Consider the following 23,814-nt stretch of genomic DNA (forward strand, 5'->3'; position numbering starts at 1 on the left):
TTTTCGTGCACAGAAATAAAAAACTGCTAGGACGATGAACAAAAACGGCAAATAACAAGTAATTTCGCTATTTTAGAAACCCAATTTTTTTTGATAATATCTCGCAGTTTGGAAAAAATAGTCGTATAAAAGGAGGGATTGCCAATGTTTTTGCAAAAAAGAGTCGCTGGATTTGCCGTTTTGTTCGCGCTGATCCTGGCTATCACAACTGCAGGCCCACTGAGTGCTTTTGCCGAAATCGTTATCACGACTCAGCCAATTGAATCAAGGGAAACGGTTGGGGTCGAGTTGAGGGATGATTTCTTCAACCCGAAAGTGATTAATCTTCGCCAAGGAAGAACGACAAAGGTTGTATTGAAAAACAATGGGACGAAAGAGCACACCTTTACAGTGCAAAAGCTCGGAATTGATGCTGTCGTTCCGGCGGGACAAGAAAAAACCATTACCGTGAAAGCGAATCAGCCAGGTACATACGAGCTGATTTGCCGGTACCATTTTCAAGAGGGAATGGTTGGAACAGTAATCGTCAAATAACAATGAGTCAATAAGGGCTACTGCGGTAGCTCTTTTTTATTTTGCTAAAGGTCAGAAGGAGGACTTTTGCAAAAATAATCGAAAAGGATAAGGCAAAAGTGTTTGTCATTGGGGTGGAACAGGGATCATGGCGGGAAATCTATTGTACATACCTTATTCAATCATAATGTTAGCTGTAATCATCATTACGTGGCTTATAGTTAGATTTAAATCAAATAAGAGAATGACTAAAATATTCTTATCTATCTCACTTCCGATTTTTATAATCATTCAGCTTTATTTTTGGAACCTGGAGTTTAATAATTTTGTCAAAAGCTATGTGTTTCCAAGTAGAGACTTTGTGTGTGAAGACTATGGAGTTGAGGTAAAGGAAATAGCCATTCCACTCCCTAAAAGAACTGTGTTTCTTGGAAAAGAGGAAGCTTGTTCTCCTATCTATTCGACTTATGTAAGTGATACATATTTTTTGGATTTTTATAAAACGGAGCTTGATTCAATGAAAAATAGAGGAGAAGTTCTGAGTTATTCTTACGTTGAAAATAAGGATGAGATAGGGTTTGAGGTGGAAATTTCACCGGGAAATAAGGTTGATATTCTCATTCAAAGAAGTGAAGACAGCACAGGTTTAATAACAATTGAATATAAAAGAAATTAATTCATAAACGAATGGGAGCAGGGTCATGAAAAAACTGCCCTAAGGCAGCTGCTCTTCAGCAAAAAAAGTATAAAGGAGATCTTCATTTCTATTTGTAAACAATATCATCCTTTAGTGAAGCTACCTTGCTTAACGCGGAATCGATATCGGCTTCATTGACTCCAAAGTGTGCGAGGGCGGTGTGAAGATGTTTCATAATGGCATTAAAATGAGCGGGTTTTAGGTTCATCCCTTCATGTGCTTTTGCCATGGAATTGCCCGAATATTGGTTAGGTCCACCGAGCGCAAAACTAATAAATTTGGTTTGATGACGTTTTTGTTCCTCCATATCAGTGTTTTCGAAAAATTGCTGAACGGTTGGATCCTTTAAGACTAACTTAGAGTAAAAGTAATCTACTACCTTTGAAATCCCTTCTTCCCCGCCTATTTTCTCATAAAGGGTTTGTTCCATGATGATCCATCTCCTTCTTTATTCATTCATCTCATGTCCAGCTGCGTTGCAACGAAAAAGGCCCCACTCAAATACCAGGAGACATTACTGAATAATAGCCTAAATCATGCCATTCCAAACGCTAATTATTGGCAAAAAGGCAGTTTGAACTGCACTAACGAAAAAAGTCCTCATCATGTGTGAAGTGAAAATTGAAAAATATGAAAGGACAGAAAAGAATGGAACAGCGATTGAGGCATCTTTTTTGTAAAAACAAAACGGGAAAGAAGTACTAAAAGGGAATTTTGCAGGAATCATTATTTGACATCTTTATCCAAATTTACCCACGCTTTTATACACACAACAGGAAAGAGCTTGAAAATTTTCAAGCTCTTTTTCTATCGGATTTTTTTGCCCAAGGTTCGGACAAAAAATGCTTTTTCCTGATCTTAGTTGTCATCCACAAATACAGATCGTCATTTTATTCTTCCATGTGTTGTTTGAGTTTTTTGTGCACGTGCGACTCGATCTGTTCGACGAGTTCGTCTTCCAAGTGGCGGGTGGGATAAGGGTGAAACCAGAGAATCTCGTTACTCTCCTCTTTGACCAGCCCTAAATAATCTTTTCCGTGTACGTTCAATTTAAATTGATGGTGGTTGTGGATTTGTCCCTCAAACAATTTGTTTACTTTAAAGTCTTCAATCATCTGTCATCCCTCCTGATGAGATATCGTGCCAACATTCCCTCGTTACCCGTTAACAGAGTTGGATAATCTTCCGTTTATGAGGTCTAAAAATTCCACCAAAGATTTCCCGGTCTCCGCAATCCTCCAGGTGCCTTTTGCAAAATCACCCTTCCTCTTTTTTCACTCTCTGCTGCAGCTTTCGTCTTATGTAAAACGATGGTCAAATGACCTACTATTCTACCCGCAAAATAAACCGTTTTAACCTAAAAATACATCGGATTCCCCTTTTTCATTCTAACCTCCCAAGAAAAAAGAACTTCTTTCCATAGGAAAATAGGCACTTCTGTCTAATCTAAAGTTCGACAAGTTTCGCTAATTTCAGACAGGGTATCTCAAGGTAGTGGGTGATAGAACGAGTAAGGGAGGGGTTTTAGGATGTATTTATCACCGAGAGAAATAGATAAGCTCCAGATCGTCGTTGCCGCTGATTTAGCCAGAAGAAGGCAGGGCCGCGGGCTGAAATTAAATTATCCAGAGGCTGTCGCCTTGATTACTTATGAGTTGATTGAAGGAGCCCGCGACGGCAAGACGGTTGCGGAATTGATGCAATACGGAGCCACCATCCTGACAAGTGAAGATGTGATGGAGGGAGTTCCTGAAATGATAAAGGATGTCCAGGTGGAAGCGACATTCCCTGATGGCACAAAGTTAGTCACGGTTCATAACCCAATTAAATAAACGGCAGGAGGGAACCATCATGATACCAGGCGAATACTTTTTGGCCGATGAAGACATCATCGCAAATGAAGGAAGGGAAGTAACCCATATTACCGTAAAGAATACGGGAGACCGCCCGATTCAAGTCGGTTCTCACTATCATTTTTACGAAGCGAATGAGGCCCTTGAATTTGAGCGGGAGGAAGCTTTCGGGAAGCGATTGAACGTTCCGGCAGGAGCTGCGGTTCGCTTTGAGCCGGGAGATCAGAAAACGATTGAGTTGGTTTGCTATGCGGGGGAACGCCGGGTGTACGGGTTCCATAATGCAGTCGAAGGATCAGTCGAAAAGGGGTGTAAGAATAAGTGAGTTACAGAATGTCAAGAAAACAATATGCCGATCTGTACGGGCCGACAACAGGAGACTCCGTCCGTCTAGCTGATACAGATTTATATATCAAAATTGAGAAAGACTTCACATCATATGGGGACGAAGCCGTTTTTGGCGGCGGGAAAGTCATCCGGGACGGGATGGGACAAAATCCGCTGGCCACACGCGAGGACGGAATAGCGGATACGGTCATCACCAATGCGATCGTCTTGGATTATACAGGTATTTACAAAGCGGATATCGGGATTCGCGATGGGAAAATTTCCGGAATCGGCAAAGCGGGCAATCCGTTGACGATGGATAAAGTTGATATTGTCATCGGATCCGGAACAGAGATCATTGCGGGGGAAGGGAAAATCGTCACGGCGGGCGGAATTGATACACATGTCCACTTCGTCAACCCTGATCAAGTACCGGTAGCGCTTGCGTCCGGATTGACAACGCTGATCGGAGGAGGAACAGGCCCTGCAACTGGATCGAAAGCGACAACCTCAACCCCGGGAGCATGGAATATCCATCGCATGCTCGAAGCGATTGACGGGCTGCCAATCAATATTGGACTGACAGGGAAAGGACAGGCAGCGTCAGAGGAACCACTGATTGAACAAGTACGTGCAGGCGTCATTGGCTTGAAAATACATGAGGATTGGGGTGCAACTCCGTCCGCCCTTGACCATGCATTGCGAGTGGCCGACAAATACGACGTCCAAGTCGCGCTTCATGCAGACACTTTGAATGAGAGCGGATTTGTTGAGAATACGATGTCCGTCTTAAAGGATCGGGTCATCCATATGTATCATACGGAAGGAGCTGGCGGCGGGCACGCACCGGATTTGATCGAGTCGGCGAGCTACATGAATGTATTGCCATCTTCGACAACACCTACCTTGCCATACACGGACAGTACACTTGATGAGCATTTGGATATGTTGATGGTTGCCCATCACCTGAATCCATCCGTACCGGAGGATATCGCGTTTGCCGATTCCCGGATCAGACGGGAAACCATTGCTGCTGAAGATGTGCTGCAAGACATGGGAATTTTCAGTATGACAAGTTCAGATTCCCAAGCGATGGGCCGGGTTGGTGAAGTCGTCCTCCGTACTTGGCAAGTCGCCGACAAGATGAAGAAGGAACGGGGACCTTTAGAAGGAGACTCCGAGCGTTCTGACAACAACCGGGTGAAACGGTATGTCGCAAAATATACAATCAATCCAGCGATTACGCACGGAATTTCGGACTATGTAGGCTCCATCGAAGTAGGAAAAGTCGCTGACATCATCCTCTGGGACCCGGCATTCTTTGGCGTAAAACCGGAGATGACGATCAAAAGCGGCTTCGCTGTCCAAGGCGTCATCGGAGATCCAAATGGATCGATACCGACACCTCAGCCATACATTTATCGCCCAATGTACGGAGCATTCGGCAGGGCTCTGACAAGTACGGCATTCACATTCATCTCTCAGGCTGCTTATGACGACAAAGTGCATGAAAAACTCCAATTGCAAAAGAAAATTGCGCCAGTCAAAGGAATCCGGAATTTGACTAAAAAGGATATGAAGTTAAATGGCGAAACACCGGAGTTGAAGGTGGATCCACAGACATACGAGGTTCGGGTGAACGGTGAACTAATCACTTCCAAACCGATCGATACAGTGCCGATGGGGCAACGCTATTTCCTATTTTGAGGTGAGAGGCTTGTTGGTTGAAGAGATTGTAACGAATATTAAGGATTTAAATAAAGACGAGCTTGAGGCGCGCCATATCGAAAAGGTGTACCTCGAGAGCGCGGACTTGGTGAAAAGAATTCAAAGGGTTAAAAGCGATCATGGAACAGATATCGGGATTAGGCTGAAAGAACCACGTGACTTGTTGGCTGGCGATGTGTTGTACATGGATGACAACAATCTCATCATCATTGATGTGCTCTCCGATGATTTATTGGTGATTTCCCCGCGCGGCATCCGGGAAATGGGTGTAATCGCCCATCAGCTGGGGAATCGCCACCTCCCCGCGCAGTTCGAAGAAAATGACATGCTCGTTCAATATGACTATCTAGTTGAGGAATTGCTTCAGCAGTTAGACATTCCATATACACGCGAAGAACGGAAAGTGAAAGAGGCATTCCGCCATATAGGGCATAGCCATGCATAAAAGTACACTTTCACTTTTCCAGCTTTGTGATTCGACCCTGCCAACCGGAGCATTCAGTCATTCATATGGCTTGGAAACGTATATTCAGGAAGACAAAGTCCATGACAAACAAACGTTCATGGAATGGCTTCGCGTGTATCTCAACGAACAGCTTGTCTATTCGGACGGCTTCGCCGCAAAGCTCGTCTATGAAGCGCTTGAAGAAAACGACCTTGAGAAAATCTGGGAGCTTGATCAGATGCTGTTTGCCCAAAACGCAGCAAGAGAAACACGGGACGGAACCCAAAGAGTCGGAGAACGGATGCTGTCTTTAGTGGAAACCTTATATGAGATTCCTCTGCTGGCCACGTACAAAAGCCGGATTCGGGACCGAGTGTCGTACGGACACCCGGCCATCGTGTTCACCATTGTCGGGCATCACTTAAAGGTCAGGTCCGACTCAACCATTTTGTTCTATTTATATTCCGTCGTTTCAAGCCTTGTGCAAAATGCAGTACGGGCCATCCCGCTTGGACAAACGGACGGCCAGAAAGCGATCAAGGAATTTCAAGATATTTTGATCGAAGCGACGGAGAAAATCAATTCACTGGACGAATCTGACTTTGGAGTCGTCTGCCCGGCGCTTGAGTTATCGCAAATGCAACATGAGCGCGTAAATGTACGAATTTTTATGTCATAGGTATAGAAAAGGAAGTGTATTTTTATGGAACCAGTGATTATTGGAGTAGGGGGACCCGTCGGGGCAGGAAAAACAATGCTTGTCGAAAAACTCACCCGTCATTTGGATGGAGAAGTGAGCATGGCTGCCGTGACGAACGACATTTATACAAAAGAAGATGCAAAATTTTTAACCGAGAACGGTGTATTGCCGGACGGCCGCATTATCGGTGTGGAAACAGGCGGATGCCCGCATACAGCGATTCGTGAGGATACTTCAATGAACTCCGCAGCGATTGAGGAATTGAAGAGAAACTATCCGGATCTGGAACTGATTTTTGTAGAAAGCGGCGGAGACAACCTCGCGGCTACGTTCAGTCCTGAATTGGTCGATTTCTCTATCTATATCATTGACGTCGCACAAGGCGAAAAGATTCCTCGCAAGGGCGGCCAAGGAATGATCAAATCGGATTTATTCATAATTAATAAAACGGATTTGGCTCCACATGTCGGTGCAAGCCTTGAGGTCATGGAAAAGGATACGAAACAGTTCCGTGGCGACAAGCCGTTTGTCTTTACGAACTTGAAAAATGACGAAGGACTAGATCAAGTCATTGAGTGGATTCAGCAAAACGCATTGCTTAAAGGATTGGCCTAGAATGGATCAAATGACAGGCGTTCTCGACATGGAACTGATAGAGAAGAAAGGGCGGACGATTGCCAATCGGGCTTTTTTTAAAGGAGCCTTGAAAGTTATGCGCCCCTTCTATCTAGAAGATAACGGCCATGTCTGTTATTACATTTTAAATCCTGGTGGCGGATACCTGGATGGCGACCGCTACCACATCCGGGTCTCATTGAAAGACCAAGCCCAGGCGACGTTGACAACACAATCTTCGACAAAAGTCTATAAAACTCCGAAGGACCATGCATACCAAGTGACCGAGGTGTTTTTGAAAGACAAGAGCTATCTGGAGTTTTTGCCAGATCCACTCATCGCTTACAAAGATGCAAAATACAAACAAAAAAATGTTTTCCACCTTGATGGCAGTTCCGCCCTGTTGTATTCCGACATTCTTACTCCTGGGTGGAGTCCGGAGGGCGAGGATTTCAGCTATGACACGCTGCAGCTAATCAATGAAGTGTATGTGGACGAAAAGCTGCTTCTCTATGATCATGTGAAATTGCAGCCCGGCAAGCAGGATATGAACTCGCTCGGATTCATGGAAGGAACTACGCATCTCGGTTCCATGATCGTCGTTGGGGAACAAACGACCGATGAATTGATTGACAAAATATATGAGTCGCTCTGTCCGTCATCCGATGAATACAGAATGGGGATTTCGAGACTGGCCGTTCCTGGCTTCACCATCCGGATTCTATCAAATAATACGCAAATCATCGAACAGGCTTTTAACAAATGCCATCGTCTAATCAGGAACGAATGGTTTGGGAACGAACCCGCGTCTTTACGAAAATACTGAACGAAAACCCGGCAGCATTCTAGTGAACTGCCGGGTTTCAAATTCCACAAGAAAGGATATAAAACGACTTATTCTATGTATTTCCAACATAGTGAAGTTTTTCATGTCGAAAAATATGTTTAGCGAGCATCCTAGAAAGGAATAGTAACTGTTGGGGACCGATTAAGCAAAACGACAGAATAGGAGTGTAGGGGTTGGAAATACATAACGTTGGTACATTAAGATCGAATGCGATTAGTATGCGAGTTTTGAACTCAAACACCATTAAAGTGATTGCAATCATTGCAATGATACTTGACCACACAGCGATTTGGCTGCTTGCCGATGGCTCAACTTTGGACAGCATCGTACGTACTGCTGGGAGACTCGCCGCACCTATTATGTGTTACTTCATTGCCGAAGGATATTTTTATACGTCCAATTTCAAGAAGTATTCGAGCCGCCTTTTTTATTTTGCCGTCATTTCACACTTTCCTTTTGTCATGTATTTAGGGCTAGAATGGTGGCAGGCGACAAGTGTCCTCTGGTCCTTGTTGATGGGGCTTTTTGCGCTGAATATTAGCCAGAAGTCGAAAATTCCCCTAGCGGCAAAAGCCATGTTGATCGGGTTATGCTGTGCGCTCGCCTGGACAGCCGACTGGAATTATATCGCGGTGCTATGGATTTTGTTTTTCGGCATCTTCCGGGGCAATTTCAAAATGCAAATGCTTAGCTATGTAACCATTGGCACGGTTTTCTATATTATCCCCGGCATCCTTTCGATGGGATTGGACTCTTTCTTCCGCTTTGGCATCTTTTTGGTCATTCCATTACTGCTATTATACAATGGGGAACGTGGCAGGAAATCCAATTTAATCAAATGGGGATTCTACCTTTTCTACCCGGTTCACCTGGTCCTGTTGTATATTTTGAGATATATAATTTTTTAACTAGTCGAAGTTGAGGGGAAAATCGATGTTTAAAGGCAAGATTCTTTTGCAAAAATGCTGGATTATCCTTGTCATTTTTCTTGTTGCATGTACAGCGGAACCAAGTGGAAAGCGTTCTGAACGCGTTAATACACCGTCTGCTGCAAATCATGAGGCCCAGCATTCAAAATCAAAAAAGGAACCCGTCGAAAAAAAGGCGAAGGAAAGAAATCGGTATGCGGGTGAGCTGGAACTGCCTGTGGTCGGTGCGACAGGCTATACATCCGTACCATTGGAATTGAAGGCTTTGGCAAAATCCGATTCAGAAACCGTTGAAACTATGAAGGCCGGCACAGGTTTTGAAATTTTGAAGGAAGTTGGGGAATGGTGGTTGATCAGGCAGGGATCGCGGACCGGCTGGCTGCCGCATCAATATTGCTTTATTAACCTGCCTGATGTGATTCCGTCTATTATCTATGACAATACCAATACGTATTCTTCAAAATTTGTATCATCAGGCAAGGGCATTCCTAATATTTCGAACCGGGCTTTGTATCAGGGAAAGGCAGTTAACGAGCGGCTTGGCAAAGAAGAATATATCATGCCGGTTCTGTATAAGATGTCCAAAAAAATTCACAAGGCGCAACAGCACGCCTTATCTGAAGGCAACTCTCTTAAAATTTATGAAGCTTTCAGGCCTTTTGAAGTGCAACAGGCAGTTGTCAACAACCTGAGTGCTTTGGCAAAGAGAGACCGCGATGTTTTGGCGGGAATCAATTCCGGTCCATGGGGAATCGCCTGGTTCATTACAAAAGGTGTCTCCAATCATCAAATGGGCTACGCCATCGATGTTAGTTTAGTGAAGGTAAATGCAAAAAAAGAGATGCCAACTGGCGATTACACAGTTACAACGGTGACCGATTATACAGAGTACGACATGCCCACACCCATGCATGAGCTGAGCGTGGCAGCTGCTATTTTTACTGCACCCGTCACATCAAGGTCTCCAACAGCCTGGAAGAATGCTAAATTTACAGATTCGATGAAAGAGAATGAGGCTGCCAGGAAACTGCAAACCTATTGCACAACCGCCGGACTGACCCCACTGGCTTCGGAATGGTGGCACTTCAACGACCTCGAGGCCATGAACGAAATAGCCAGTCGCAGCGGCGAGGGGAAGTTTGTGCTGAAGGAAGTCTATAGTTTGAGTCCTGAGATGAGTCGGGTGGATGAAAATTAGGTAATCTTTCGGGACAGGCGAGCGGTATTATGACCGAGTGCAGTCCCGATTCTTTGTTATTCGGGACAGCAGGCGGGTATTATGACCGAGTGCAGTCCCGATTCTTTGTTATTCGGGACAGCAGGCGGGTATTATGACCGAGTGCAGTCCCGATTCTTTGTTATTCGGGACAGGCGAGCGGTATTATGACCGAGTGCAGTCCCGATTCTTTGTTATTCGGGACAGGCGAGCGGTATTATGACCGAATGCAGTCCCGATTCTTTGTTATTCGGGACAGGCGAGCGGTATTATGACCGAGTGCAGTCCCGATTCTTTGTTATTCGGGACAGCAAGCGGGTATTATGACCGAGTACAGTCCCCATTTTGGGTTTTCATTTTCTTATCAAAAGAAGATTAGTATATGGCTGTATAATTAGCAATACTGTTATAAAAAACTTTAATTAAATAGACTTAACTGTTTATTGTCCATTTCTTTAAAGGCAGTTCTGTGTACTTCAAGGTGCTTTACTGCATAACGAGGATATAGGTCCATCATAACAAACAACAGTTCACCTTTTTTTAGTGTAGCCAAAATATTTTTACCATCTCTTTGAGATAAGTCGGTATTAAATTGTTTATTAACTTTTTTATATAAACCACTGTACAGTCTTGCTATATTATTATTTTTTGTATTGATAAGGCCTAGTATTTTAATCATTTGTTTAATGTTTTTACGATACCTCTCCAAATTGGGAATTTTTTCTCTTGTGGTATCATCCAGGTAATCTGCTGGAGTATGGTTAGAGATTATAATCCAACCTTTTTGTTTATAGAATCTGCCAGCTTCAGATTCAAAGTGATAAAAGGATTTTCTGTTATGAAATTGAGGGTCAAGCTCTTTGAGGATGATAAATTTTGTATCTTTATGTAGGTACAACATGGTTCTGTCATGATTGTCAAAAAATTTAGGTATTCTTCTAATATGCTCAATCCAACGTACTATAAAATTTTCTTCAGTTTCGCCAATATATACTAGGTTCAATGTTTTGTTAATGATGGCATATATGCCGGCTTTTAATAATTGTTCTCCCACACCATTCCCACCGTTCAAATGCATTTATTATTTCTCTAGGGATTGGAAAATCATTCCTCTTTCTCAATAATAACTAATTCTATTAAAACTTTAAATTGTTTTAGAAAATAATGGTGATGTTCTGAGATATTATTATGTTGATCCAAAGCACAATAACGGAATCATCAAAATGATATAATGATAAATCAAAAGTTATGAGATTAGGTAGGTTCTTCAATGAAGGTATATACACTCAAAAGGAAGTTTAAAGGTCATAAAAGAGGATCGCGGTTTTACTTGATCGCGGAGTCGGAATTTATCGGAGTCAAAGAGTTTGTTTTGAGAACGGTTAATTTATCGGAAAGGATTGTGCTGAAAGAAAGTGAGCTTCAAAAGAACTTTACTTTCACCAAAAACGTTTAACAGTGAATCTACTATAAAAAAAACTAAGTAGCCTGAATTTGAACACGGATTCATTAAAGGGAGAGGAAAAATGAGTGGGGGGTTTATGATTAGGTTAAATGTTTGGTTTATCAATCTTGGGATTATTTGGACAGTCATTTTTGCTGTAATGAGTTTTTATTGGGCCATGGGAGGAATGTTGGGAGTTAAGTCTTTGGGCGGATCTATTTATGAGATTGCCTTAAACCCGTCTCCCTCGTTCCTGGCGGTCGTTTGGCTGACTGGTTTCATTAAACTTCTCGGAGCAGCCGTACTCGCAATGCTGCTCGTTCATTGGAACAACCCGAAAATAACCAGAACACTTTACTACACGGCAAAAATTAGCGGAGTTTTTTTATTTTTATATGGGGCTTTTAATTTCATCACCATTTCCCTACACGCACTTCAACTACTGGATTTTGATTTAGACCCATATGCTACCTTTTGGCGGTTGGTCTTTTGGGAACCATTTTGGATGGTCGGTGGGGTTTTTTATTTTTTCTCCGCAAAAAAAATCAAGGGAAGCTCATGAAACGGTGGAGTTGGTCACTATTCTAGCGAAAGAAGGCCGGCCAGGGACAGATGACGGCTTTATTAGTGAATCACTGTCCGAAGCGGAGGCATCTTCGGATAGCAAACCGTCTGTAACATCATTCCTTGTCCGAACCAAGGTCACCTTCGGACAGCTGACGGCATTTGTAGTGAATCACTGTCCGAATCGGAGGCATCTTCGGACAAGGAAACGCCTGAACCCTAGTTCTCTGTCCGAACCTGGGTCACCTTCGGACAGCTGACGGCATTTTTAGTGAATCACTGTCCGAAGCGAAGGCATCTTCGGATCAACAAACTGCCTGCAACCTTATTCTCTGTCCGAACCTGGGTCACCTTCGGACAGCTGACGGCATTTTTAGTGAATCACTGTCCGAAGCGAAGGCATCTTCGGACAACAAACTGCCTGCAACCTTATTCTCTGTCCGAACCTGGGTCACCTTCGGACAGCTGGGGGCATTTTTAGTGAATCACTGTCCGAAGCGGAGACATCTTCGGACAGCAAACCGTCTGCAACTTCATTCCCTGTCCGAACTTTGGTCACCTTCGGACAGCCTGCGGCAAATTTTAGTGAATTCTTGTCCGAAGCGGAGGCATCTTTGGACAACAAACCGTCTGTAACATCATTCCTTGTCCGAACCAAGGTCACCTTCGGACAGCTGGTGGCATTTTTAGTGAATCACTGTCCGAAGCGGAGGCATCTTCGGACAGCAAACCGTCTGCAACTTCATTCCCTGTCCGAACCAAGGTCACCTTCGGACAGCTGGTGGCATTTTTAGTGAATCACTGTCCGAAGCGGAGGCATCTTCGGACAGCAAACCGTCTGCAACTTCATTCCCTGTCCGAAGCGGAGGCATCTTCGGACAATAAACCAGCTGGGACCTCCTTCTCAGTCCGAACATGGGGCACCTTCGGACAGCTTCCGGCTTTTTTAATTTGATTCCGCTATTGAAATAATTATCATGGGGCTGCGTCGGCAGCTCCTTTTTAACCCCCTACTAAGTACCTTCCCTTCACAAGTGAATAGGATAATTTTATAAACTGTGGAGGGATTGAGAAAAATGTATCCATATCAACATCCTTATTATGCACATGCGCCGATGTATAACTATGGAAGTCAGTCTGTTTACAGACCATTTCCTAATGAGTTCCAATATGCGAACTGGCTGCCTTCTTCCAACGGTAATAGAAGTGTTTTGCTAAAAGATTATGGACCGAACCCGTTTGTCATTAATATCAATGAAGCAGCGAAGCGAAACAAGACGTATCGTACGGCTTTATGGACTGGAAGGCATTTTCAAGTAACTTTGATGAGTATCAATGTTGGCGAAGATATTGGGTTGGAAATCCACCCAAACGTTGATCAATTCTTACGTATTGAAAAAGGCCAAGGGATTGTGAGAATGGGCAAGACGAAACAAAATTTAAACTTTGAAAGAAAAGTCTCTGATGATTCAGCGATCATGATACCTGCTGGAACATGGCATAATGTGATCAATACAGGCAGAACTCCGCTGAAGCTTTACTCGATCTATGCGCCGCCTAACCATCCATTTGGTACGGTTCATCCTACCAAAGCAGCTGCAATGGCTGCGGAAGAAGGTCATGGAAACCGAAATACTGATATTTTCGGAAGGACTGCAGATTATGGATACAGTACATGGGCAGGTTGGTAAGTAAGGGGTGGGAGGATGAATACACTATTCACTCACGGGAAGCTCAGTTAGTCAGTATCCCCTAAGGCTTCTTCTAAGTCTAGGTTCGCTCGCAAAATATTAAAAAGGGTGCGTTGATCCAAACAGGATTAACCGCCCTTTTTGTTGAATTCTTTATTGTCCTAGTTGGCTACATACAATTTCAAAAAACCTTATTAATTTTAAGCAAAAGAAATAGGTGAATCAAATTGAAAGATTTTCACTGCTGCGCTCATGCCAGCATTTTCGGGCTGAGAAAGAAACGAAAGGCATGAAGTATGCCGGCTCGGGTACGAAACGAAACTAACTTACATATTTAATTGCTGGAATCCAAAGGAGCTAGTACAAAAGCTAATGGAGAAAACAGGAGGGAAAGCCTATTAAAGTAAATTGGCAGGTACTTACAAGGTATATACAAAAAAAGAAACTTAATGGATATAAAAAAAGTACTTTTAGATAGTAAATTTCAGATTCCCTTATTGACTATTCCAAATTCAAAGGTATATACTTTTATGTGAAAGCGATAACAAGATTGAATATTATTTCTTTTAGTAATGTTGTGAACCGGTTTCTAAAAAGTACCTTTACATACAGGCCAACAATTATTCACTTATCATACCCAAAACATGGAAGTGGATTTTATTAACGGCACTTTGTAAACCGGTTTCTAAACACCTCATTGATTTAAGTTAACAGTCATAAATGGCAATTTTCACTCTCATTCAATCGCGTTAAATTTATTTTTTTGGTTTTTTGTAAACCGGTTTCTAAAAAACGCTTTAGCCATGAAAGTCTTTACATAAAATTCATTCTTAGTTATGACTACTGGCTAGTTAAAAAGCATTGTCTTTTTGTAAACCGGTTAACTAAATCGTTTCACTAAACCGATAAACTAAATTGATACACTACTAAATATCGGTAAACATCCTATTTCAAAAGATAAAAGGAGGTAGGTGGATGGTATGAGTCATAAGTCCAAAGGGGAAAAAGTCCGGGTAACGATCAATGAGGTTGCCCAAAAAGCAAATGTATCCAAAACAACAGTATCCAGATATTTAAATGGAAAATATGAATACATGTCTGAAGAAACAAAGGAATTACTAGCAAACGTCATCGACCAATTGGATTATCGCCCTAGTAATCTGGCAAGAAGCTTGAAAGCGAAGAATTCCGGTGTCATTGGTTGTATCATTGCCGATATTGGAAGCCCGTTTTCTTCTATTGTGTTAAAAGGAGTAAGTGATTACTGCAAGCAATTGGGTTACAGCGTCTTATTCGCAAACATTGATAATGATCCAATAAATGAAAAAGAAAGCATTCAATCCTTATTGGATAACAAAGTAGATGGCTTAATTATTAACACTACAGGCAAAAATGATGACTATCTTTTATCACTAAAAAATGAAGGTATCAAAATTGTTTTGGCTGACCGTAGTTTAAGCACTCCCAATGTGCTGGATACGGTAGCGACTAATAATTATGATGCCACCTACGATTTGGTGAAACATTTATCCGAGCAAGGCTACAAACGGGTAGCATTTTTCACCCAAGATATGTCGGTTATAAGCAGCCGTTACAAGCGTCATGAAGGGTTTAATGACGCGATGAGAAAGTATTTTAATCAGGATGGAAATTTGACCACCTATGTGATCAATATAGATGATCCGCAAAATTCAGATGAAAGTTTAAGGGAATTTGTAAACGTTTCAAAGGGGGAACCTGCTGCGATTTTTACAGTTAACGGCGTGACCCTGTTAACGGTCCTGCATGGTATGAAGCGGCTAAATATAGAAATCTCGCCGCAAATGGGAATATGCGGATTTGATGACTGGGGTTGGGCGTCCTTGATCCCCCCTGGAATTACAACCTTGACCCAAGAATCCTATGAGTGCGGCGTTCAATCTGCCAAGCTATTAATCGAGCGCATCAAAGAACAAGAAGAATTTGAACCAAAATATATAGAGTTGCCGGCACAGCTTGTTAAACGAGGCTCTACAAATCCGAAGCTATTAATGGAGGCGTATAAAATTGAATAAACAAGAAGTCAAGAAACAGCTGAAAGGAAAAATCATCGCGGTTATTCGCGGAAATGATTTGGAAGAGGCCAGAGAAATCTGTAAAACCATCGTACAGTCGGGAATTACCACATTGGAAATTACCTTCAGCCTTCCGAAAGCGGAAGAACTCATCCGGACACTGAAATCGGAACTTCCGGAGGCGGTCATTGGAGCAGGCACCGTATTAACAATGGAACAAGCTGAATTAGCGGTCACAAACGGAGCAGATTTTGTTGTTTCTCCTTGTGTTGTCGAAGAAGTGGGTGCCTATTGCAAAGAGCATGAGATTTTTTGCTCACTAGGGGCTGCTACACCGACCGAGGCATATCGGGCCTACCAAGCAGGAAGCGATGTGGTGAAATTATTCCCAGGTGAGTGTGTATCGATGAAGATGATCAAAGGAATTAAAGCGCCAATGCCATTTATTGAAATGATGCCGACCGGGGGAGTAGATGATACGAATATTAACGACTGGTTTGCAAGCGGCGCCTTCGCGGTCGGGCTGGGCGGTTATTTAACGAAAGGCATTCATGCCGGCAATCTGGACGTATTGAAACAAAGATGTGAGAAAATTTTGCACGCATTACAGTAGGAGTGGAGTGGGGTTACTTGAAAAAAGACCAAATTGTCATTAATACACTTGTCTATCTTGAAGATTTAAAAGCTGGCGTACCTCAAAGTGAAATGCTCGACTGGGTTCATGAACTCGGGTTAAAAAACATTGAAGTGAGAAGAGAGTTTATCAAAGAACATCAAGAACTGCAGGATATTAAAAACAAATCAGAACAGCATGGAATGAAAGTCTTTTACTCCATACCTGACGTGCTCTATGAAAATCAGCAACTAAATGTAGAATCGCTTGAAGTGTATTACAAGGAAGCCTATGACATGAATTGTCACGCCATTAAATTGAATATTGGCGACTATGGCCAAATTTCTGAAGCAGATTTGAAAGCGGTTGCGAGGTTGGCTGAACAATACAACGTTAAGCTCACCGTTGAAAATGATCAAACGGAAAGCAATGGCAGGTCCCAAAAAATCATTGATTTCCTGACCGAAGTGAAACAGTTGGGTGGACCGATTACTTTTACCTTCGATATCGGGAATTGGCTGTTCCAAGGGGAAGACCCGGTTGAAAACGCTAAACTGCTTCAATCGTTTGTCACGTATATTCACATCAAAGATATTGACGAAGAGAAAAATACCAGACTGTTGAACGACGGACTAGTCGATTGGAAGAAAATCATCGAGATTTTGCCAAAAGAAATACCGGTTGCGATAGAGTATCCGATTTCCACAAAAGAAGTACTGGTTTCCGAGATTCATAAACTAGTAGAAATGCAGGAGGTGATTCCCCAAAAATAGTGGCGGGATTGAAACGAACCTGTGAGTAACGATTGATAAATAATTTACTGGGGGGAAAACAGAATGGCCTTAACAATTGGAATCTTATTATTACTGACGTTTGTCGGATTTATCGTTTATGCAGTAAGAGGCGGAAACCTAATGATTGGTTTCTTGGTTATGGCGGTTATTTGGTCAACGCTTGGAATGATTGGCGGAGAACTTACCTGGGAACGAACAATGACGGAGATATTCCAGGGCGGACCGGAAAGCTGGGGACCGACGGCCGTTGTCGTTGTGTTTGGTAGCTGGTTTGGCCAAGTGTTAGTAAGAACCGGGGTTGCTTCAAAGATTATCCGAATGACTGTTGAGCTCGGCGGGGATAAGCCGCTCATTACAACAGTACTATTGTCAGTCGTGACTGGTTTAATTTTCACAAGTACGTTTGGTGCGGGCGCAGTTGTCGCGATTGGGGTTATTGTTCTACCAATTCTATTATCACTCGGTGTCCCGAAATCCCTGGCTGTTTCTTCCTACATCATGTCAGTCGGTTCCGGTATGTATGTCAACATCGTATTATTTAAGCAAATGCAAGCAATTTTCACAGATTTCCCGTACGATGGAAACTATTTGAAATTCGGTTTTACAGCAATGGCAGTTCAATTACTCATTGTTATTCTCATGTTGTCCGTCAGACTTCGCAAAACAAAAGTCAGCCGTGCCTGGGCTGCTACAGCTTCAAGCAGTGACAATCAAAATGTACCAGGAATTGCGCTTATCACGCCATTAATACCGGTTGTCCTTGCGATCGGATTTAACTGGCAGCCGATTCCGGCGTTCATTGTAGCGGCTTTATTCGCGCTATTTGTTACTGGCAAAATTAGATCTTACAAAGATGCTGAAAAAGTTATTTCGAAAACTTTCTATGATGGCGTAGTCGACGTTGCTGGACTACTTGGATTCCTATTCATTCTTCCGATGTTCAATAAAGTATCAGGTGCCGTTTCACCATTCTTTGAAAGTATTTTGGGCGGAGTTATGCCAACCAGCACATTAACGGTTGCACTTCTCTTCATGGTCATTGCACCGCTTGGTTTATTCCGGGGTCCACTGACCGTATTTGGTGCCGGTGCTGCAACAATCGGAATTTTAACAGGAGTAGGCGACTTCCCATTGGCATTCCTATTCCCATTAATGTATATTCCTACAATTACAATGAATATTTCAGCTTGTCCTACTCAATCTTGGAACCTATGGTCCATTAACTATACAAAAACAGATACAAAAAGCTTCTTGCTTTCAGGAGTACCATGGGCATGGAGTGTGGCCATCGTGAATATTGCCATTGCCTATTTGATGTTCGGCTAAGAAATGGATGCACGGTGATTACCACTGGACAATTTTTGCAAAATCACAGCAAGAAATCGGTTGTTCCCCGATGAGGGAACAGCCGATTTCGGCAAGTGATAACGTTTTGAAATGGAGGAGTTACAATGGCTAAACGAGCTATTCGCGTCGGTATAGACGTTGGGGGAACTCATACAAAAGCCGTCGCAATTGATAATGCAACACATGAAATCATCGGCAAAGGTTCCGTCAAGACTACCCATGATCATCCAAGCGGGGTGGCACAAGGGGTAATCGAAGCGTTTAAATTATGTTTAACAAAAAACAATATTAATCCTGAAGACGTTATTTTTATCGCCCATAGTACAACTCAAGCAACAAACGCGCTGTTAGAGGGTGACGTTGCCGAGGTTGGGGTAATTGGAATCGGAAGTGGCGGCCTTGGCGGCTGGCTAGCAAAAAAACAAACGAAAATTGATGATATTGATTTAGGTACTGGCCGAATCATTAAGACACACCATCGCTACATGAAGCAAAAAGAAGTAAACCCGGATACAATCAAAAAAACAATTACAGAATTAAGGGATGAAGGCGCAGGGGTTTTTGTTGCTTCCAAAGCATTTGGTGTCGATGATTTGACCGAGGAAAAAGAAATCCACAAACTTGCTGATGAGCATGGCATTCCAGTATCGGTTGCCTCTGAAATCAGTAAACTGTACGGCCTGACCCGAAGAACGAGAACAGCTACCATTAATGCGAGCATTTTGCCAAAAATGCTTGAAACGGCAAACAGTACAGAAGGCAGCGTTCGCCAAGCCGGGATTCAGGTTCCGTTAATGATTATGCGTGGTGATGGCGGAGTAATGGGAATCGACGAAATGAGAAAGCGTCCCGTCTTAACGATGCTGTCAGGCCCTGCTGCCAGTGTTGTTGGCGCATTAATGTATTTAAGGGCATCAAATGGTATTTATTTCGAGGTAGGCGGAACGAGTACGAACATCGGCGTGATCAAAAATGGACGCCCAGCTGTTGACTATTCCATCGTTGGCGGCCATCCAACGTATATTAGCTCCTTGGACGTCCGCGTATTGGGGGTAGCCGGAGGCAGTATGGTCCGAGCATCCAGAGAAGGCATTGTTGACGTCGGGCCAAGAAGTGCCCATATTGGCGGGATGCCTTACGCTGTCTTTACGCCGATTGAAGAAATCGTCGACCCACAAGTTGAGTTTTTCACGCCTAGAGAGGGCGACCCAGATGACTATGTCTATATTAAACTTAAAAACGGCAAGAAGATTACGATTACAAATAGCTGTGCAGCGAACGTATTAGGATATGTAAATCCTGAACATTATGCATATGGAAACGCTGAGGCTGCCAGGAAAGCAATGGAGCCGCTCGCCAACTATATGAATAAAACAGTCGAAGAAGTGGCTGCTGAAATTTTACAAAAATCGTATGAAAAAATTAAGCCGGTTATCGAAGAGTTCGCGGAGAAATATAAGCTGGAAAAAGACCAAATTTCCCTCGTAGGCGTTGGCGGAGGCTGTGCATCTCTCATGCCATACACCGCCAAAAATATGGAATTGGAATACAACATTCCAGAAAATGCCGAGGTTATTTCTTCTATTGGCGTTGCCCTAGCAATGATTCGTGACGTCGTCGAACGGGTCATCCCATCACCGACGAAAAAAGATATTGCGGATCTCAAAAAAGAAGCGGAAGGCATGGCAATCGCCAACGGAGCCGTCCCAGATTCGGTTGAGGTACAAATCGAAATTGATTCTCAGACGAATAAAGTCACTGCGATTGCAATGGGTTCCTCGGAAGTTCAAGCAACAGATTTGTTAATGGCATTAAGCGAAGAGGAAGCGAAAGAAATCGCCGCCAAATCAATGGGTGTTCCGATTGGGGAAGCGGAATTGATTACGAGAAGTGACGTCATTTATGTCTTCTCCGCAAAAGGGAAGAAAGAAGGCGCAAAACAAGTCAGAATCATCGACAAAAAAGGATTCATTAAAGTACAACGCGGGGACGCAGTCGCTGAAAAATGCACCGTCGCGCAGGCGCAAGAAGTGATCGGCCAAATGTGGGAAACATTAGCCATCTTCAAGAGTGATATTAAATTAAGCCCCGATATTTATCTATGTATTGGCGGGAAAGTCTTGGATTATACGGGCATGCTGGACAAAGAGCAGTTATACATGGTCGTTGATACAGAATTAGCAACGATGGAGCCACATGAAGAAATCATTATCGTCGGAGCAAAAAATGATCTATGATCGCTGAAAAAGTGAACTTTTTGACAAACATAACGGATCAAGAGTGGGGTCAGTATGCGTTTAGCAGAGACCCTCTCAACCGTAAAGTGGCGGAAAACGAAAAACAGGAACTGATCGAAAAAGCAATTGAATGCGGCAAACAGCAAGCCGTTCAAGTAAGGCAAAACTATCCCGTTCATTCCGTTAAGGAAATAGCAGCGGGGATGAATACAAAAATAAGTGTGAAAGATTCATATGGCATAGAAAATTATATAATGTTTGCCGTGTTTAACAGTCCAAACAGCATTACGTTATTTAAAGATAATATTGACCATGTCAATAAATGGATCCAGGAACATCAGCTCGAGCACCTGCTTAATCATGTTGATGTGGAGGCGCTTTTAATCGCCCACGAACTGTTTCATTTTATTGAAGAGCATAATGCTGATATTTTCACAAAAAGTGCGAAAATAACCCTATGGAAACTCGGGAAATTCCAATATAAATCACAGCTGTCGGCCGTTAGTGAGATTGCCGCAATGCAATTTGCAAAAGAACTGCTGGGGCTTGGCTTTAATCCATTCGTTTTCGATGTGTTAATGCTGTTTCCTCATCATGAAGGAACAGCGAATCAGTTATTCAGTGAAATTACAACGATCACAAGGAGTTAATCAAATGAGTAAAGTATTGTTATTTGGTGAACCAATGGCGATGTTTACAGCGGAAACAGAAGGTCCGCTTGAAGAAGTCGTGTTATTCAGGAGATCACTCGCAGGTGCAGAGGTGAATGTCTGTACAGGACTTTCCCGGTTGGGCCATAACGTGTCCTACGTCACGAAGCTTGGACAAGATCCAATGGGACATTATATTAAGAACTTTTTAAATCGGGAAGGGATTGGCACTGAGTTCCTGACCTTTGACCCGATTTACAAAACAGCGACTCAATTAAAGAGCAAGGTTTCCGAAGGGGATCCTGACGTCGCTTATTACCGCAAGGGGTCAGCTTTTTCACATATGAGCGCGGCTGATATTGATCAAATCAAGCTGGCTGGCGTTGATCTCGTGCATGTAACAGGGATTCCGCCGGCTTTATCATTAAGCTGCCGTGAAGCCACTTTCCGGTTAATCGACCGGGCAAAAGAACATGGCGTCACGATTACCTTTGACCCTAACCTTCGCCCAAGCTTATGGGAAAGCGAAGAAGTCATGGTGAAAGTGATCAATGAACTGGCCGCTAAAGCCGATTTGATTTTGCCAGGCGTTTCGGAAGGATTGATTTTGACAGGAACGGATGATCCTGAGAAAATAGCTGATTTTTATCAGAATCTTGGTGTCAAAGAAGTCATCGTCAAGCTTGGAAGCAATGGTGCTTATGTCAGAACTGAATCCGAAAGCTTTTACCAGGAAGGCTTTAAAGTCGAAAAAGTGATCGATACAGTCGGAGCAGGAGATGGCTTTGCGGTAGGTGTCATTACAGGTAAATTGGAGGGGCTGCCGATTCAGGATACGATTACCCGCGCGAATGCGATTGGAGCGATCCAGGTCACATTTGTAAGTGATAATGAAGGCCTTCCAACAAGAGAAGAATTAGACCAATTTATTAGGAGCCATCAATAATGAAGCTTCAATTAGCGGTGGATCGGGTAACGATTGAAAAGGCGATCGAAATCATTCATGAGGCCGAACAATATATTGATATTATCGAAATCGGTACTTCGCTGATCAAGGATTTTGGCCTTGAATCTGTCAAGCGAATCAGGCGGGAATTTCCGGACAAAGCCATACTGGCTGATATTAAAACAGTTGACGAAGCTGAATATGAATTTGAAGCGATCTATCAGGCTGGCGCCGATATCGCTACCGTTCTTGGCGCCGCTTCTTTGGAAACAATCAGAATCTGCCAGCGTGTTGCCCAAAAATATCAAAAGGATTATATGATTGACTTGCTTGAAACGTCAGCTGAAAAGCAATTGGAACTGAAACAGTTTACAGACGGGATCCTTTGTGTGCATCTTCCGTCCGATAAAAGTACAGGCTTACAAGCTTTAATTGAAAATACGTTGGCGCAGATTCATGATTTTCCAAGATTGGCGGTAGCCGGGGGAATCAAGCCTGAAAATATCGCTGAAATGAAGAAGGCTAATTTTGAAATAGCGATTGTTGGCAGCAGTATAACGAAATCGGCTAGTATTCATAAATCTGCAAAACTGTTCAAATCGTTAGTGGGGGGAGAAAAATGAACCTGCTAGATTCCATTTTAAAAGAAATAAATGAAGTCGTTTCAAAAGTGGATGAGCAATCGCTCGCAGAGGCCGCGGCGCATTTGGCGAAGGATAAGAGAATCTTTGTGGTCGGTGAAGGCCGCTCAGGTCTTATGGCAAAAGGGTTTGCGATGAGGCTCATGCATTTGGGCTATGAGGTTTATGTAGTTGGTGAAACAATCACACCAGCCATTAAAGAAAAGGATGTAGTCGTCGCCGTTTCTGGTTCAGGCAAAAGTGCAAATGTCGTCTCCGATGCGAAAAAAGCAAAGGAAAAAGGAGCAACAGTCCTCGCGTTTACGAGCAATTTGGAATCCGATCTGGCTCGCAGCGCGGATATGTCGGTAGTAGTGCCAGGGACTGTAAGAGGGGACGAGGGTGATAACAGAAAATCGATTCAATTGTTAAGTTCGTTGTTCGACCAGAGTGTTCACATTGTTCTCGACGGTTTGTGTTTGTATTTGAGCAGACGTGATGGCATATCCAATGAATCGGCTACGGGGAAGCATTGGTGAATTCAATTAAAAACTCCTCCCATTGCAGGTATGCAGTGTGGAGGAGTTTTTTATTTATAACAGTTGGTATACCTGTTTGATCTAGCTATTTTTAGTTTGATAGTTCGTTTAGGAGGATGGATTATTCGGCAACTTTAAGTGGAACTTATTGAATAGTATAAAATAAACATCATTAATTTTAAGCGTGAAGTCAGTTAGTATTAAAATAGGTTCATCACCACAAGTACTGGTTAATAAAAACATTATTATTTTTTATAAAGATTGGAGCGGAAGGCGCGAAGACTCCTGCGGGAGGAAGGGTCAGGGGAGACCCCGCAGGCGCCAAAGGCGTCGAGGAGGCTCCCCGAACCGCCCGCGGAAAGCGAAGTGCCTCGTGCCAGGCAAAAACCGCCTGTCCCTGCGATGATTATTCCCAGGTGCTTTCCTTTTTGGAGCGGAAATCAAC

The 23,814-nt window shown here is 43.1% G+C and carries 27 protein-coding genes; 23 read left to right on the forward strand and 4 right to left on the reverse strand.

Annotation, left to right across the window (positions count from 1 at the left end; translation table 11 throughout):
• Positions 1–144 precede the first annotated feature (144 nt).
• Together D1B31_RS14065 and D1B31_RS14070 are read left to right on the forward strand one after the other, a co-directional pair.
• Positions 145–534, forward strand: coding sequence for a cupredoxin domain-containing protein (locus tag D1B31_RS14065; protein ID WP_118921413.1), 390 nt, complete (start codon positions 145–147; stop codon positions 532–534).
• Positions 535–700: 166 nt separating this feature from the next.
• Positions 701–1,189, forward strand: coding sequence for a hypothetical protein (locus D1B31_RS14070; protein WP_158587550.1), 489 nt, complete (start codon positions 701–703; stop codon positions 1,187–1,189).
• An 88-nt stretch (positions 1,190–1,277) separates the two neighbouring features.
• Here D1B31_RS14070 and D1B31_RS14075 read toward each other — a convergent pair whose 3' ends face one another.
• Together D1B31_RS14075 and D1B31_RS14085 are read right to left on the reverse strand one after the other, a co-directional pair.
• On the reverse strand, positions 1,278–1,640 hold the full coding sequence (locus D1B31_RS14075; protein WP_118921415.1) for a group I truncated hemoglobin: 363 nt from the start codon (positions 1,638–1,640) through the stop codon (positions 1,278–1,280).
• A 460-nt stretch (positions 1,641–2,100) separates the two neighbouring features.
• Positions 2,101–2,325, reverse strand: a complete 225-nt coding sequence (locus D1B31_RS14085) for a hypothetical protein (RefSeq protein WP_118921416.1) — start codon at positions 2,323–2,325, stop codon at positions 2,101–2,103.
• Positions 2,326–2,739: 414 nt separating this feature from the next.
• On the opposite strand from D1B31_RS14085, the gene D1B31_RS14090 reads away from it, so the two are divergent.
• From D1B31_RS14090 to D1B31_RS14130, 9 genes are all read left to right on the forward strand, one after another.
• Complete coding sequence (locus tag D1B31_RS14090) at positions 2,740–3,042, forward strand: urease subunit gamma (RefSeq protein ID WP_118921417.1); 303 nt, start codon at positions 2,740–2,742, stop codon at positions 3,040–3,042.
• Between the two features lie 19 nt (positions 3,043–3,061).
• Positions 3,062–3,388, forward strand: coding sequence for an urease subunit beta (gene ureB / locus D1B31_RS14095; RefSeq protein ID WP_118921418.1), 327 nt, complete (start codon positions 3,062–3,064; stop codon positions 3,386–3,388).
• Positions 3,385–5,097 (forward strand): urease subunit alpha, encoded by a 1,713-nt coding sequence (ureC, locus tag D1B31_RS14100; RefSeq protein ID WP_118921419.1) that lies wholly within the window; start codon positions 3,385–3,387, stop codon positions 5,095–5,097. Before ureB ends, ureC begins: the two co-directional genes overlap by 4 nt.
• Before the next feature lie 10 nt (positions 5,098–5,107).
• Positions 5,108–5,563: an urease accessory protein UreE gene (gene ureE / locus D1B31_RS14105; RefSeq protein WP_118921420.1), complete on the forward strand. Its 456-nt coding sequence runs from the start codon at positions 5,108–5,110 to the stop codon at positions 5,561–5,563.
• Positions 5,556–6,242 carry an urease accessory protein UreF gene (locus D1B31_RS14110; RefSeq protein ID WP_118921421.1) on the forward strand — a complete coding sequence of 229 codons (687 nt, stop codon included), beginning with the start codon at positions 5,556–5,558 and terminating at the stop codon, positions 6,240–6,242. The genes ureE and D1B31_RS14110 overlap by 8 nt, the downstream gene beginning before the upstream one ends.
• A 24-nt stretch (positions 6,243–6,266) precedes the next feature.
• Positions 6,267–6,878 (forward strand): urease accessory protein UreG, encoded by a 612-nt coding sequence (gene ureG / locus D1B31_RS14115; protein WP_118921422.1) that lies wholly within the window; start codon positions 6,267–6,269, stop codon positions 6,876–6,878.
• Position 6,879: 1 nt separating this feature from the next.
• Entirely contained in the window at positions 6,880–7,704 is an 825-nt protein-coding gene (locus D1B31_RS14120; protein ID WP_118921423.1) for an urease accessory protein UreD, read from the forward strand.
• Positions 7,705–7,898: 194 nt separating this feature from the next.
• Entirely contained in the window at positions 7,899–8,633 is a 735-nt protein-coding gene (locus tag D1B31_RS14125) for a TraX family protein (RefSeq protein ID WP_240035268.1), read from the forward strand.
• A 25-nt stretch (positions 8,634–8,658) separates the two neighbouring features.
• Complete coding sequence (locus D1B31_RS14130; RefSeq protein WP_118921424.1) at positions 8,659–9,852, forward strand: D-alanyl-D-alanine carboxypeptidase family protein; 1,194 nt, start codon at positions 8,659–8,661, stop codon at positions 9,850–9,852.
• 436 nt (positions 9,853–10,288) lie between these two features.
• Here the strand turns inward: D1B31_RS14130 and D1B31_RS14135 are convergent, their stop codons facing one another.
• Positions 10,289–10,942, reverse strand: coding sequence for a GIY-YIG nuclease family protein (locus tag D1B31_RS14135; RefSeq protein WP_240035269.1), 654 nt, complete (start codon positions 10,940–10,942; stop codon positions 10,289–10,291).
• Between the two features lie 469 nt (positions 10,943–11,411).
• Here D1B31_RS14135 and D1B31_RS14145 point away from each other — a divergent pair, with 469 nt between their 5' ends.
• Both D1B31_RS14145 and D1B31_RS23895 read left to right on the forward strand, forming a co-directional pair.
• Positions 11,412–11,876 carry a DUF3995 domain-containing protein gene (locus D1B31_RS14145; protein WP_240035270.1) on the forward strand — a complete coding sequence of 155 codons (465 nt, stop codon included), beginning with the start codon at positions 11,412–11,414 and terminating at the stop codon, positions 11,874–11,876.
• Between the two features lie 4 nt (positions 11,877–11,880).
• The gene (locus D1B31_RS23895) at positions 11,881–12,138 is read left to right on the forward strand and encodes a hypothetical protein (RefSeq protein ID WP_142922595.1); all 258 of its coding nucleotides are present in this window, start codon (positions 11,881–11,883) and stop codon (positions 12,136–12,138) included.
• A 191-nt stretch (positions 12,139–12,329) separates the two neighbouring features.
• Here D1B31_RS23895 and D1B31_RS14150 read toward each other — a convergent pair whose 3' ends face one another.
• Positions 12,330–12,542, reverse strand: a complete 213-nt coding sequence (locus tag D1B31_RS14150; protein WP_158587551.1) for a hypothetical protein — start codon at positions 12,540–12,542, stop codon at positions 12,330–12,332.
• Positions 12,543–12,954: 412 nt separating this feature from the next.
• On the opposite strand from D1B31_RS14150, the gene D1B31_RS14155 reads away from it, so the two are divergent.
• The 10 genes from D1B31_RS14155 to hxlB all read left to right on the forward strand — a co-directional run bounded on the left by D1B31_RS14155 (position 12,955) and on the right by hxlB (position 23,369).
• Complete coding sequence (locus D1B31_RS14155; protein ID WP_118921433.1) at positions 12,955–13,569, forward strand: cupin domain-containing protein; 615 nt, start codon at positions 12,955–12,957, stop codon at positions 13,567–13,569.
• A 980-nt stretch (positions 13,570–14,549) separates the two neighbouring features.
• On the forward strand, positions 14,550–15,623 hold the full coding sequence (locus tag D1B31_RS14160; protein WP_118921435.1) for a LacI family DNA-binding transcriptional regulator: 1,074 nt from the start codon (positions 14,550–14,552) through the stop codon (positions 15,621–15,623).
• Positions 15,616–16,236, forward strand: a complete 621-nt coding sequence (locus tag D1B31_RS14165) for a bifunctional 4-hydroxy-2-oxoglutarate aldolase/2-dehydro-3-deoxy-phosphogluconate aldolase (protein WP_118921437.1) — start codon at positions 15,616–15,618, stop codon at positions 16,234–16,236. The genes D1B31_RS14160 and D1B31_RS14165 overlap by 8 nt, the downstream gene beginning before the upstream one ends.
• 17 nt (positions 16,237–16,253) lie before the next feature.
• Entirely contained in the window at positions 16,254–17,009 is a 756-nt protein-coding gene (locus D1B31_RS14170; protein WP_118921439.1) for a sugar phosphate isomerase/epimerase family protein, read from the forward strand.
• A 63-nt stretch (positions 17,010–17,072) separates the two neighbouring features.
• Positions 17,073–18,356 (forward strand): citrate transporter, encoded by a 1,284-nt coding sequence (locus D1B31_RS14175; protein ID WP_118921441.1) that lies wholly within the window; start codon positions 17,073–17,075, stop codon positions 18,354–18,356.
• Between the two features lie 125 nt (positions 18,357–18,481).
• Positions 18,482–20,614 (forward strand): hydantoinase/oxoprolinase family protein, encoded by a 2,133-nt coding sequence (locus tag D1B31_RS14180; RefSeq protein ID WP_118921443.1) that lies wholly within the window; start codon positions 18,482–18,484, stop codon positions 20,612–20,614.
• Positions 20,611–21,264, forward strand: a complete 654-nt coding sequence (locus tag D1B31_RS14185) for a hypothetical protein (protein WP_118921445.1) — start codon at positions 20,611–20,613, stop codon at positions 21,262–21,264. The genes D1B31_RS14180 and D1B31_RS14185 overlap by 4 nt, the downstream gene beginning before the upstream one ends.
• Positions 21,265–21,268: 4 nt before the next feature.
• On the forward strand, positions 21,269–22,210 hold the full coding sequence (locus D1B31_RS14190; protein WP_118921447.1) for a sugar kinase: 942 nt from the start codon (positions 21,269–21,271) through the stop codon (positions 22,208–22,210).
• A complete protein-coding gene (locus tag D1B31_RS14195; protein WP_118921449.1) occupies positions 22,210–22,833 on the forward strand; it encodes an orotidine 5'-phosphate decarboxylase / HUMPS family protein in 624 nt (207 codons plus the stop codon). Before D1B31_RS14190 ends, D1B31_RS14195 begins: the two co-directional genes overlap by 1 nt.
• Entirely contained in the window at positions 22,830–23,369 is a 540-nt protein-coding gene (gene hxlB / locus D1B31_RS14200) for a 6-phospho-3-hexuloisomerase (RefSeq protein ID WP_118921451.1), read from the forward strand. Before D1B31_RS14195 ends, hxlB begins: the two co-directional genes overlap by 4 nt.
• The last annotated feature ends 445 nt before the right edge of the window (positions 23,370–23,814 follow it).

Origin of the sequence: Neobacillus notoginsengisoli, from assembly GCF_003515685.1 — a bacterium.
In the GTDB taxonomy this organism is placed as follows: domain Bacteria; phylum Bacillota; class Bacilli; order Bacillales; family Cytobacillaceae; genus Bacillus_D; species Bacillus_D notoginsengisoli.